The sequence below is a fragment of the Azonexus sp. genome, from assembly GCF_030824335.1.
Lineage (GTDB): Bacteria > Pseudomonadota > Gammaproteobacteria > Burkholderiales > Rhodocyclaceae > Azonexus.
Genome location: NZ_JAVBXX010000011.1, coordinates 50,417 through 63,405 on the forward strand (window position 1 = coordinate 50,417; position 12,989 = coordinate 63,405).

The window sequence follows — 12,989 nt, forward strand, 5'->3', positions numbered from 1 at the left end:
ATGCTGCTTCAGCGCCGCATCGCCATGTGCGCGGCGATCATGCCGGGGATTTCCTGCTCGAGGCCCGTACCCTTGCGACAACCCAGCATCAGGTGCAACAGGCCACTGGTAAACGCCCAGGTATCGCGGGCCGCCGCTTCCGGCGCGATGCCGGCACGCAAATAGCCTTTTTCCGCGGCCAGCCGGTACATGCGCAGGATTTTCTCGAGAAAATCCTGCGCCGGCCGACCGACCTCCTGCTGAACACTGGCAAATTCTTCGACGTATTCGCAGCGCGAAATCATGACCTCGAAAACCTCGCGAAATTGCAGGCTATCCTCCAGAACACGGAAAAACTCGGCGATCGAGCCTTCGATGGCATCCAGCGGATTGGCGTGATTGGGATCGTAGAGAATGGCATCCGTACGCCCCAGCATGGGCACGAAAACCTCTTCGCGCATGGCGAAGAACAGCTCGGCCTTGTCCTTGAAGTGCCAGTAAATGGCGCCGCGGGTCACGCCAGCCGCCTTGGCTATTTTTTCCAGCGAAGAACGACTGACACCACATTCATGAAACACGATGCGTGCAGCATTGAGGATATCCTTGCGCGTCTGCTCGGCTTCTTCCTTGGTTTTTCTGACCATTTTCTCTCTCCAGGGCGCGCATGATGCGCCGCGCCAATGCAAATGTTAAGTCGAATCAAAAAAAACCGGCTTATTTACATACATCCTTGATTGTATATAATAGCGCAAAACTTCCTGCTGGAGCATACCCATGATCACCCCTTCCTCAATGCGGCGCCCTCTTCTCGCCACCCTGCTCGCTGCGGCACTGCTCGCCGGCTGCTCGAATGGTGCCCCCCCCGCCGCCCCGGCCATGGGACCGATGCCGGTCACGGTACTCGACATGCAGCCCCAGAAAGTCGCCAGTAGCATCGAAATCATGGCCCAGACCGAAGGTGCCCGTGAAACCGAAGTCCGGGCACGCGTTGGCGGCATTCTGCTCAAGCGCCTGTATCAGGAAGGCGAAACGGTCAAAGCCGGTCAGCCACTGTTCCAGATCGACCGTGCACCGTACGAGATTGCCCATGCCGAAGCGCGCGCCCGCGCCAACCAGACAGCGCGTGAAATGAACCGCCTGAAAGGCCTGGCCGAAGCCAAGGCGATCAGCCAGAAGGATTACGACGACGCTGTGTCGGCCGACGCGATGGCCCAAGCCGCCTTGCGCCAGGCCGAACTGAACCTGTCGTGGACCACGGTCACCGCACCGGTTTCCGGAACGACCGGTCGCGCCGCACGCTCCGAAGGCAATCTGGTCAACACCGGGGCCGACAGCCTGCTGACCTCGATCTACCAGACCAATCCGATGTGGGTCAGTTTCTCGCTGGGCGAGAGCGATCTGGCGAAACTGCCCGGCGGCAAGCTGAATGCGAAAAAGATCACCGGCGTCGAACTGGTTTTGCCCAACGGCGAAGTCTACGGACAAACGGGCAAGCTGAATTTCGTTGCCACCAACATAGACACCACGCTGGGCACCCAGGCATTGCGTGCCGAGTTCGCCAATCCCGAGCAGCAATTGCTGCCCGGCCAGTTCGTCCGCATCCGGCTGTTGACCGGCGAACGCGATGGCGTTTTCCTGGTCCCGCAATCGGCGGTCGTCCAGAGCGAGCAAGGCCCCCTGCTGATGCTGGCCGGCGCCGAAAACAAGGTTGCCCCGCGACCGGTCAAGACCGGCGAATGGCATGGCAAGGACTGGGTCATTCTGGGCGGACTGCAGGCTGGCGACAAGGTGATCATCGACAATCTGATGAAGCTGCGCCCCGGCGCCCCCATTGCTCCGCATGCCCCCGGCCAGCAGCCACCTGCGCCGGGCGCTGCCCCCGGCAAGGGCGACGCCGCCCCGGCGAAGAAGGACTAAGGAGCTTTCATGTCGAAATTTTTCATCAACCGGCCGATCTTTGCCTCGGTGATTTCGATCATCATCGTTATCGCCGGCCTGGTCGCCGCTCAGGTATTGCCCATCGCGCAGTACCCGCAAATCGCCCCGCCTACCGTCCTGATTTCCGCCACCTATCCGGGTGCTTCGGCCGAAACGCTGGCCAAGACTGTCGCAGCGCCTATCGAGGAACAACTGAACGGCGTTGAAGGGCTGTCCTATTTCAACTCTTCCGCCTCGGCCAACGGTTCGGTGACCATTACGGCAACCTTCGAAGTCGGCACCAATGTCGACATGGCAGCGGTCAACGTGAACAACCGCGTCAAGGCTGCCGAGCCTCGTCTGCCGGAAGAAGTCCGGCGCAATGGCGTGATCGTGCAGAAACGTTCGAACGACATTCTCAAGGTCATCGCACTGGCTTCCGATCAGGGCAAGTACAACACCTTGTTCCTGTCCAACTACGCCAGCCAGAACATCGTCGATGAACTGAAACGGGTGAAGGGTGTGGGTGACGTAACCATTTTCGGCGCCCAGGACTACTCCATGCGCATCTGGTTGAAGCCGGACCGGATGGCGCAACTGGGACTGACGACCAGTGATGTGGCCAATGCGATCAAGGCACAAAATGCCCAGAACGCCGCCGGCAAGGTCGGCCAGGAACCGGCACCGGCCGACCAGGTGCTGACTTACACGGTCACGGCCAGAGGTCGCCTGCTGACGCCGGAGGAGTTCGGCAACATCGTGATCCGGGCAAACGGCCCGAAAGGCATCTTGCGCCTGAAGGATATCGCCCGTATCGAACTCGGCGCCTACAGTTACGATCAGAGCGTGACGCTGGATGGTCAGCCGACCATCGGCATGGGCGTGTTCCTGCAGACTGGCGCCAATGCGCTGGAAGTGGCCGAGCGCGTACGCGGCAAGATGAACGAACTGAAACAGAAGTTTCCGGAAGGCATGGATTACGTCATCCCCTTCGATACCACGCGCTTCGTTTCCGCTTCCATCGATGAAGTGCTGAAGACGCTGGTCGAAGCCATGATCCTGGTACTCGCCGTCGTCTACATCTTCCTGCAAAGCTGGCGCGCCACGCTGATTCCGATGGTCGCCGTGCCGATTTCCCTGATTGGTACATTTGCCGGTCTATGGCTGTTTGGTTTCTCGATCAATACGCTGACCCTGTTTGCCATGGTCCTGGCCATCGGTATCGTGGTCGATGACGCCATCGTCGTGCTGGAAAACGTCGAACGCCTGATGGCGGAAGAAAAACTGCCGCCCAAGGAGGCTGCAATAAAAGCCATGCATGAAGTCTCCAGCGCGCTCGTTGCCATCGTGCTGGTGCTCTGTGCCGTCTTTATCCCGGTCGCTTTCCTCGGCGGCATTGCCGGTCAGCTTTACAAACAGTTTGCCGTCACCGTTGCCGTCGCTGTCGTGCTCTCCGGTGTGGTCGCACTAACCCTGACACCGGCCCTGTGCGCCCTGCTGCTCAAGGCCCAGCACACGGAAAACAAGCTGTTCGCACCGTTCAACCGGATGTTCGACCGCCTGACCAGCAGCTACACGCGCACTGTCGGTTTCACAATGAAACACGGCATTATCGGTGGCCTGGTTTTAGTGCTGGTGATCGGGTCGACCGCAGCATTCTTCCGTTTCATCCCCGGCAGTTTCGTTCCCTCGGAAGACCAAGGCTACCTGATCTCCTCCCTGATGCTGCCGGATGGTGCCACGCTGAAGCGGACCCAGGAAACCGGCGCCAACATGCGCCAGATGGTCGGCGCCGACCCCGCCGTGCGACACGTTTTCGTCGTCTCCGGTTTCGATCTGATCGGCGGCGGCAACAAACCGAACGCCGGTACCATCTTCATTCCGCTCAAGGACTGGAGCGAACGCGATGCCAAGGCGCAGGATCTGGCCGGAAAATTCATGGGTATGGGCATGATGCAGCCGGACGGCATGGCACTCGTATTCAACCCGCCGCCCATCATGGGCCTCGGCTCGGCCGGTGGTTTTGAAGTGTTCGTGCAGAACCGGATCGATGGCGATGCCAAGAAGCTGAACGAGGTCGTCAAAGAGTTCATGGCTGCGCTGCAGAAGCATCCGGAATTCACCCGCGTCTCCACCTTCTTCCGTCCGACTGTGCCGCAGTTGTTCATTGAAGTTGATGAAGCCAAGGCGCTGGCGCTGGGCATCCCCCTTACCGATGTCTATTCGACGCTGCAAAGCACAATGGGCGCACTCTACGTCAATGACTTCAACAAGGCTGGCCGTGTTTATCGTGTTCAGTTGCAGGCAGAAGCCAATTACCGGATGAAACCGGATGACATCAGCAAGGTCTATGTGCGCAGTGCCACAACCCAGGCGATGATTCCGCTGTCGGCGATCAGCACGATCAAAAACGTGGTCGGACCGGAACAGGTCGAACGCTTCAATGGTTTCATTGCCGCCAAGATCATGGGCGACTCGAAACCGGGCATCAGTTCCGGTGACGCCATCCGCATCGTCGAAGAAGTTGCTGCAGCCACCTTGCCGAATGGTTACGCCATCGACTGGACCGGCCAGGCTTACCAGGAAAAGCGCAGTTCCGGTTCGTCGCTGCAGGCATTCGGCTTCGCCATCATCATGGTGTTCCTGATCCTCGCCGCCCAGTATGAAAAGTGGTCGCTGCCGGTCGCCGTCGTGATGGCCGTGCCTTTTGCCCTGATGGGCGCGTTGACCGCTATATGGTTGCGCGGCATGCCGAACGACATCTACTTCCAGATCGGCCTCGTTGTGCTGATTGGCCTAGCGTCGAAAAACGCCATCCTGATCGTCGAATTCGCCGCCCAGAAGTACGCGGAAGGCATGAGTGCGGCAGATGCGGCAATCGAAGCGGCACGCCTGCGCCTGCGCCCGATCATCATGACCTCGCTGGCTTTCGTGCTCGGCGTCTTCCCGCTGGTCAAGGCGACCGGCGCTGGCGCCGCCGCCCGCCAGTCGATGGGTACCGGCGTGTTTGGCGGCATGATCGCGGCCACGTTCATCGCCACCATTTTCATCCCGCTCTTCTTCAAATGGCTGGAGCGCGGCAAACAAATTAATCCGGCGCACATCGACGTCGAGGAGGACAAGGCATGAACGCCGCCCCCCAGAATTTCTCCCCTGTTGCCCGTCGGGTTTTCCGGCTGACGCCCCTGGCCTTCGCCATTCTGTTATCCGGCTGTGCCGTTGGCACGGATTACCTGCGCCCGGCCAACTGGTTGCCCGACGCCTTCCAGGAAACACCGACCGCCGAAGTCAAAATCGAGAATCCTTCGGTCAACGCCCGCTGGTGGTCACTTTTCCAGGATGAAACACTAAGCAGCCTGATCGAGCAGGCGCTGACCGGCAATGCCGACCTGCGCACCGCCGTGGCCCGCGTCGAACAAGCCGATGCCGCCGCCCGCGAGGCAGGCGCCTCGTTCTTTCCCAATGTGGATGCCCAGGCCAGCGGCAACAATACGCACCTGAGCGAGAAGACCGCCACCTGGACGGTCAATTCGCCGGAAATCCTGCGCGCCCGCAGTGCTGGTCTGAGCCTGTCGTACGAACTCGACGTCTGGGGCCGCGTCCGGCGCAGCAACGAAGCAGCGCGCGCCAACCTGCTGGCCAACCAGTATTCGCGCGATGCCATCCAACTGTCGGTAGCCGGTCTGGTCGCCGGGAACTACCTGAGCCTGCGCGCCCTCGACGCACAACTGGCGGTTACCGAAGAATCCCTGAAAAGCCGCGAGGAAAGCGCGCGACTGGTGAAAACCCGAGTCGATGCCGGCCTGGTCTCGCCACTCGACCAATATCAGGCCGACGGCGCGCTAGCCGCGCTGCAGGCACAACGCGCCGACCTGCGGCGCGCCCGGGCGCTGGCCGCACACCAGTTGGCGCTGCTCACCGGCAAACCGGACTTGCAGATCGCCGCCGGCGATCTTCGCCAGCTACCCTTGCCGCCGGTGCCACCGGCGGGCCTGCCGGCCGACCTGATCGAAGGCCGCCCGGACGTGCGCGAAGCCGAGCAACGACTGATTGCCGCCAACGCCAACATCGGCGTGGCCAAGGCCGCGTACTACCCGAAGTTCTCGCTAACCGGCGGCATCGGCAGCGAGAGCAAGACCTTGTCCGACCTGTTCAGCAGCGGCGCCAGCACCTGGAGCGGCGGTCTCGGCCTGTTCATGCCGCTGCTCGACTTCGGCCGGACCTCGGCACGCGTCGACCAAGCCAAGGCAGTGAATGAGCAATCGTTGATCGCCTGGCAAAAATCGCTGGAAGTGGCCTACAAGGAAGTCCGTGATGCACTGGTCAATTTGCGCGAAAACGGCGTTGCCGAAAACGCCCAGCAACAACGGGTCGATAACGCCCGGAACGCGCTCAAGCTGGCACGCCTGCGCTACGACGCGGGCTACTCGGGCTTTCTGGAGGTCCTCGATGCGCAGCGTGTCAGCAACGATGCCCTGCTCGCCATGATCGCCACCCGTCAGGCTCGCCTGACGGCAGCGGTCGAGCTGTTCAAGGCATTGGGCGGCGGCTGGCAATCTGCTTCCTGAAACCTCAGCCGAGTCCGTCTGGCCGCTCCCGATCGGCCAGATGGATCAATGATGAGAATACCAAGCTGGCGCCGGCACTGACTTCATCGAGACTGTCTTCATCGACCAGCACTTGGCGTAAGGCACTCAGCACCCCCTGCCAATGCGCGCCACACCCCGCAGCAAGATCGGTGAAATAAGTGAGCTTGGCGGCAAATTCGCCGCCCAGTCGCGCCATCAGATGGCGAGCAAGTACCTGTCCGCCTAGCGCCGATCCTTCGACCGCATAGATGACACCCAGCAGGCCGGCCTCCGTCCCCGGCAGATCAACGCTCATTGCTGCCGGTGGCAAATGACCAAGCCTGGCCAGATCACCGGCCAGCAGAGCACGTCGCGGCCGATAAAGACTGGCATGTGATGAATTCTCCAGACGAGGCAAGAGCACCTGCTCCAGTCCATCGTAAAAGACATGGAAGAGAATCAAGGCCCGGGCGATGTCATCTGGCCCAATATCATCCTGCATCAAGCGGGAAAAAGCAGTTGCCGATTCCAGTTGTCGATGCAATATCGCCGTGCGGGCGCGCAGCCCAACCAGCGGATCAGTTGCGCCGACCAAGCTGCATCACCAGTTCACGCAGTTTCAGGCCGAGCAAGCGTGCTTCGTTGTCCCAGGGGCGACAACGACCAAGCCGCTTCTCGACCCATTTTTCGAAGGAACGACGTGGCGCAATGCCAAATACGCCGTCATGACGTTCCACCGGCTTGTCCGGATTCCCCCCCCAGGCCACATCATGAATATGCTCATGACGCGTCAGATAGACGCGCAGCATCAACCCGTCGGCCGTCTTCGCCTTTACCGCCAACACGCCGGCAACCCGTGATAGCGGACAATCCGGCAACTGACGTTGCAGCGACTCCGCCAGCCAGACCGAATCGAGTTGCTGACTGACAAACCAGTTATCCACACTGGACAACGCATCGGGTTCGAACCCCTCACCCCAGTCGACATGCCCCTCGTTCAGGCAAAGCTGCACCCCGTCAACAGCGAATTCACCCGCCAGCCAACTACCGAGCCTGGGCCAGGCAGCGACGATATCACCGGCATCATGCACGATTTCCCGGGCTTCACCGAAACGGCGCACCAGACCGTCGAGCAACTGCATGCGCCGCTGCGCGAAATATCCCGCCAGCCCAAGCGTATGGGAACGGACCTCCTGCGATGCCTGGCTCAGTTTCCCCAGCCCGACACGGCGGGGTGTGGCGTTATGGCAGGCAATCAATCCCCATAACTGACCACCGACGACGATAGGGAAGGACAGGGAAGCACCGACCCCCATGTTGGCGAGATAGACAGCATGTACTGGCGAAACGCTGCGCAGGTCGGAATAGCTGAGATCAGGCACCTGCGCATCGCGACCGACGATGGGAACGGCCTCGGCCAGCACATCGGGAATCAGGCGCCAAGGATTCTGCTGATACAGTGCGCGAGCAATCTGCGGAATGTCGCTGGCCGGGAAGCGCAGCCCCAGATAGGAACCGCCCACCCCATCCTGACGGACCTCGGCCAGCACCTCGCCATCACCATCTTCGAGAAAACGGTAATACATCACCCGCTGGAAACCTGTCTGAAAACACACCTTCTCGATCAGCGCCTGACGCTGCAGTTCGACCTCGCTATTACTGGCCGGTGGGACAACCCCCTGGCTGAAGATACCTCGAAAAGTTTCCTCGTCATGGCGAGCTATCAATTCAACAATGATCTGCCCCTGGGTATTCCGACTGAAGACTACATCGAGCATGCCCTCGCTGCCAGGCATTGCCGCGTCGTACTGCAGGCGGCTTCCGGCACGCTCACCAAGCTCGGCAGCCATCTCGAGAAGTACCGAAGGGATTTCCGCACCAACTGCAACCACGACATTCGGCGGCAGAAAGGCACCGATGTTGGTCGAGAAATGACTGATCCTGAACTGCGCGTCAATCACCAGCAAGGCACCATGCGGCTGTATGGCCCCCGAAAGATGCAACTCTTCCTTTTCACACTCGTCGATAAAACGTCTATCCACGTTCAGCCCTCGCCAACAAATCTTCAAAATCGACCGCTTCCAGCGGCCGGGACAAATAATAACCCTGCACGACTTCACAACCATGTTGGGCCAGCCACTGGAGCTGGCGCTCTGTTTCCACCCCTTCGGCGACTGTGCGCAAGCCCAGGGCCTTCGCCAGACTGAGCACAGCCCAGGCAATGGCCTCGTCATCGGAGTCGCTACCCAGGCCATCGACAAAGCTCTTGTCGACCTTGAGCTCGGCCAGCGGCAGGCGCTTGAGATAAATCAGCGACGAATAACCTGTGCCAAAATCATCGACACTGATTGCGATGCCATTTTCGTGCAGGCGGTTCAGGTTACCAATCACTACCTCACTGCTCTCAAGCAATGCGCCTTCAGTAATTTCCACCTGCACCAGGCTCGCAGGCACTTCGCTTGCCTGAAGGGCCGCAACCAGTGCATCGGCCATGTCTATTTCCCGCATATTGCGTGGCGAACAATTGAAAGCAATCGGTGGTACCTGCAATCCCAACTGCAGCCAGGTGGACAACTGCGCCAGCAACATCCGCTGAACCGCCCGGGTAACTTCCTTGATCAGGCCGCAAGCCTCGCAAACCGGAATAAACTCGGCGGGTGACATATCACCCAGCTCGGGGTCACGCCAGCGCAACAGGGCCTCGGCACCAACCGGGGGTTGACCTGGCTGCAAACCGAACTTGGGTTGATAGACCAAACGCAGGCGCCCCATATCAAGCGCCGCCCGCATCGCACTCTCCATCGTTGCCCGCTTGAGCAGTCGGACATGGAGATCGGGGACGAAGAACTCGACCCGATTCCGGCCCAGTTCCTTGGCCCGGTACATCGCGGTATCGGCCGCCTTGAGCAAGGCATTACTGTCCTGTCCATCCTCGGGGAAAAAAGCCACACCAACACTTGCTGAAACGAAAAGCTGGCGCCCCTGCACATCGAAGGAAGCCGCCAGTTCATCGACGATGCGCCGGGAAACCTGGCCTGCAACCTCCGCTTCGCAATCCGACAGGATGGCCGTAAATTCGTCACCACCGAGGCGCGCCACAGTATCGACGTCACGCATCACCTGTTGCAGACGATTGGCGGCCTGCCGGAGCAGATCGTCGCCGAAGTCGTGGCCGAGGGTGTCGTTGATATCCTTGAAGTTGTCGAGATCGATGAACATCAGTGCCAGCCGCTCCTTCTTGCGCCGCGCCTGGGCCAGCCCATGACGCAGGCGGTCGTGGAACAGGGTACGATTGGGCAGCCCGGTGAGCACATCGTGTGCTGCCAGATATTCAGCCTTGCGCTGGGCGTTCTTGATATCGCTGATGTCAGAAAAAACAGAAACAAAGTGTTCGACCCGGCCATCGGCATCATCAACCCGATTGATCGTCAGCCATTCGGGAAAAACTTCGCCATTTTTGCGCCGATTCCATATCTCCCCCTGCCAGAACCCCTTATCACGCAAGCAAGCCCACATTTCCACATAAAAATCCTTGCTGTGGCGTCCTGACTTCAGCAAATGGCCAACCTGCTTGCCCACAGATTCCTCGGTGCTGTAGCCGGTAATGGCCACGAATGCTTTGTTGGTCGTCTGGATAACCCCCTCCGCGTCAGTCACGACGATGGCCTCGCCAGCCTGATCGAAGACCCGGGCAGTGATGCGCAATTGCTCCTCGGCTAATTTGGTGGCCGAAATATCTTCGGCTTCCAGGATCAAGGCCACGGGATTGCCGGAAGGATCGCACAAGGTCTGATGGACTACCCGCAAATAGCGGAGTCCGCGCGCATCAATAACCTGATACTCCGCCGTTACCGCCTGCCGGTTACGTAGCGAGGATACCGTGCCATCCCACAAACTAACGGCAAAGGCATGATCGAACAAAGAAAAGTCGTTATTGCCCAGAACCTGCTTGTCCTCAAATCCGAAGAATTCGACAAAGCGGTGATTGGCGTAAATGTAGTTACCGGAGACATCGCGCATTGCGAAGATAACCGTCGTGTTTTCCATCAGCGCGTTCAGACGCTCTTCCGATTGCGACAGCGCCTCCTGAGTGCGGACGATATCGGTCACATCGATAAAACTGACCACCAGCGAGCTGATGTTTCCCGTTTTTCCAAGCCCTGGTGAAATCTGCACACGCAGGTCACGCTTGTCGATCTGCACCATCACCTGTTCGCGGTCACCGTGAGCCAATGCCCGACCCAGCCAAGCTTCCATTTCAGCCAGGGTATCTGGCAGGCGCAAGCGCGACAGATGCTGACGCAGCGCCGTCGATCTCAGGTCAAAACGACGTGCCGCCGGTGCATTGAAGCGTACCAACTGCATGGCTCGGTCAAATACCAGAACCGGATATTCCAGCGCGTCGTAGAGGTGTGCGTAATCCTCCGTCAAACGCGACAGTTCGATGGTCTTGACGTTGAGTTCTTCGTTCAGGCTGACCAGTTCCTCGTTGGTTGCCTGCATTTCCTCGTTGGCCGCTTCCAGTTCCTCGTTGGTTGCTTGCAACTCTTCGTTGGCAGCCTGCGATTCCTCGTTGAGCGCCTGCATCTCCTCGTTGGCGGTCGCCATTTCCTCGATCAGAGCCTGCAGGTGTTCGCGCGTGGTCAGCAGTTCGTCTTCCAACTGCTGCGTCGAAGTGGGTATCACCTCCTCGACAACAGCTTCCTTGACCTGCTCCGGGGCAAAAATGACCAGCAGCAACTCACCCGAACCGTCCGAGACGGGTTCGACGATGAGACGGAGGAATTCGCGCCCAAGGCGCCGACGCCGGCCCTTCTGTGTGGCATTCTGCGTCTGGCAGCGACGCAACAGGGTCAGTATCTCGCCGCGCAATTCTGGCACCACAACATCGCCCAAGGTCAGACGCGAAACACCAACCGGGAAAACCATGTGTTTCTCGACCTCACCGGCCGTGTGCAGCACGTTGCCTTCCCGGTCGCAGACCGCCACCGTCAGCTTGAAATGTGAAACCAGTCCGGACAACAACATTTCCAGCCGCCGGTCACGCCGCTGTGCTGGCGTGCGCAGCGAGCTGACCGGCAAGTTCGACGATGTCGAGATGATCGGAACCGAATCCCCCTGCTTGCGAAAGAGGCGCTCGCGCCGGTCAAGCGTGGAAAAGAACTGTTCCGCCTGGGCAATGCTCTCGGAACGCCCCAGGAACAAATAGGATTCAGCGGCCAGGCCGAAATGAAATATCTTGAGTACCTTGCTTTGCAGCGGCGCGTCAAAATAGATCAGCACATTACGACAGGTGACAAGATCCAGTCGCATGAAAGGTGGATCGCTGACCAAATTGTGGCGGGCAAACACGATCATGTCGCGCAATACTTTGCCAGCCTCATAAGTAATCCCGACCTGCTTGAAATAGCGGTCAAGCTGCTCCGGTCCGACTTCGCTCATCGATGCCGCCGGATAAACGCCACGGCGGGCAACATTGAGCGCTTCGTCATCAACATCGGTGGCAAATATCTGCACCCGATACTGCAGCAACTTGTCGCCCAGCGCATCGGCAAACAGCATGGCCACCGAGTAGGCCTCTTCACCGGTGGCGCAACCGGCCACCCAGGCGCGGATTTCCCCTCCCGACACTTTGCGCGCCACAATATCGCCGATCACCCGGCGCAAAGCGGCAAAGGCTTCGCGGTCACGGAAGAACGCAGTCACTGAAATAAGGATGTCGCGGGCCAGCAATTCCAGCTCTTCGGGATGGCCTTCTACCCAGCGCAGGTATGCCGCCAGGTCCTCGCCTCCAGTCGCGAACTGGCGACGACGAATGCGCCGCATCAGGGTGCCAACCTTGTAACCGGAAAAATCGAACTGCAAGCGGTCGCGCAGGCTGACCAGCAGGCTCTGCAGCAAGTCGGGCGGCGCCTCGGCCTCGCTGCCCGCAGCCGGCAATTCGAGCAAACGCGGAATTTTGGCGGCGATTTCTTCCGGCGTGAGGATATGGTCGACAACGCCAGCCTCAATCGCAGCGCGCGGCATGCCGTCGTATTTCGCACTATCCGGGCGCTGCACCAACGTGAAGCCGCCTGCCGCCTGGATGGCCCGCAAACCGGCGACGCCATCCGAACCGGTACCGGAGAGAACGATGCCAATGGCGGCATCGCCTTCTTCAGCCGCCAGCGATATCAGGAACTGGTTGATCGACGGCTTGGGCACCACCTCGGGCGCCGCCATCGCCAGAGAGAAGCGTCCCTCACGAATCAAGGCATTCGAATTAGCGGGGACCACATAGATTACGCCAGCCTCAGGACGATCCCCTTGCTCCATCTCTTTGACATGCAGAGAGGTTTCACGCCCGAGAATTTCGACCATCATGCTGCGATAACTTGGCGACAGATGCTGCAAAACAACATAGGCGCAAGGCAAGTCCGGCTTCAAACGGGCAATCAGTTGCGTAATCGCCTCCAACCCCCCCGCTGACGCACCGATACCGGCAATCGCTACATTGCCCATGTGGACTCTCCCTGTTTTCGACGT

The 12,989-nt window shown here is 59.7% G+C and carries 7 protein-coding genes; 3 read left to right on the forward strand and 4 right to left on the reverse strand.

Going from position 1 to position 12,989, the window contains the following annotated elements:
- Nucleotides 1-8: 8 nt before the first annotated feature.
- Nucleotides 9-623 (reverse strand): TetR family transcriptional regulator, encoded by a 615-nt coding sequence (locus tag RCI20_RS07750; protein ID WP_306604107.1) that lies wholly within the window; start codon nt 621-623, stop codon nt 9-11.
- Nucleotides 624-753: 130 nt separating this feature from the next.
- Here RCI20_RS07750 and RCI20_RS07755 point away from each other — a divergent pair, with 130 nt between their 5' ends.
- Genes RCI20_RS07755 through RCI20_RS07765 form a run of 3 tightly spaced genes read left to right on the forward strand, consistent with a single transcriptional unit; the run spans nt 754 to nt 6,464 of the window.
- Nucleotides 754-1,896, forward strand: coding sequence for an efflux RND transporter periplasmic adaptor subunit (locus tag RCI20_RS07755; protein WP_306604108.1), 1,143 nt, complete (start codon nt 754-756; stop codon nt 1,894-1,896).
- Nucleotides 1,897-1,905: 9 nt separating this feature from the next.
- Complete coding sequence (locus tag RCI20_RS07760; protein ID WP_306604110.1) at nt 1,906-5,025, forward strand: efflux RND transporter permease subunit; 3,120 nt, start codon at nt 1,906-1,908, stop codon at nt 5,023-5,025.
- Nucleotides 5,022-6,464, forward strand: a complete 1,443-nt coding sequence (locus RCI20_RS07765; RefSeq protein ID WP_306604112.1) for an efflux transporter outer membrane subunit — start codon at nt 5,022-5,024, stop codon at nt 6,462-6,464. The genes RCI20_RS07760 and RCI20_RS07765 overlap by 4 nt, the downstream gene beginning before the upstream one ends.
- A gap of 4 nt (nt 6,465-6,468) precedes the next feature.
- Here RCI20_RS07765 and RCI20_RS07770 read toward each other — a convergent pair whose 3' ends face one another.
- From RCI20_RS07770 to RCI20_RS07780, 3 genes are read right to left on the reverse strand one after another with little or no spacing between them, the layout of a single operon-like run.
- On the reverse strand, nt 6,469-7,059 hold the full coding sequence (locus tag RCI20_RS07770) for a biliverdin-producing heme oxygenase (protein ID WP_306604113.1): 591 nt from the start codon (nt 7,057-7,059) through the stop codon (nt 6,469-6,471).
- Nucleotides 7,043-8,506, reverse strand: coding sequence for a GAF domain-containing protein (locus tag RCI20_RS07775; protein WP_306604115.1), 1,464 nt, complete (start codon nt 8,504-8,506; stop codon nt 7,043-7,045). The genes RCI20_RS07770 and RCI20_RS07775 overlap by 17 nt, the downstream gene beginning before the upstream one ends.
- The gene (locus tag RCI20_RS07780) at nt 8,499-12,965 is read right to left on the reverse strand and encodes an EAL domain-containing protein (protein WP_306604116.1); all 4,467 of its coding nucleotides are present in this window, start codon (nt 12,963-12,965) and stop codon (nt 8,499-8,501) included. Before RCI20_RS07780 ends, RCI20_RS07775 begins: the two co-directional genes overlap by 8 nt.
- Between the last annotated feature and the right edge of the window lie 24 nt (nt 12,966-12,989).

Bases quoted from the DNA above. Each gene is read 5' to 3' on its own strand.
- RCI20_RS07750 (WP_306604107.1), bottom strand. From the start codon at position 623: ATGGTCAGAAAAACCAAGGAAGAAGCCGAGCAGACGCGCAAGGATATC.
- RCI20_RS07765 (WP_306604112.1), top strand. From the start codon at position 5,022: ATGAACGCCGCCCCCCAGAATTTCTCCCCTGTTGCCCGTCGGGTTTTC.
- RCI20_RS07760 (WP_306604110.1), top strand. From the start codon at position 1,906: ATGTCGAAATTTTTCATCAACCGGCCGATCTTTGCCTCGGTGATTTCG.
- RCI20_RS07755 (WP_306604108.1), top strand. From the start codon at position 754: ATGATCACCCCTTCCTCAATGCGGCGCCCTCTTCTCGCCACCCTGCTC.
- RCI20_RS07780 (WP_306604116.1), bottom strand. From the start codon at position 12,965: ATGGGCAATGTAGCGATTGCCGGTATCGGTGCGTCAGCGGGGGGGTTG.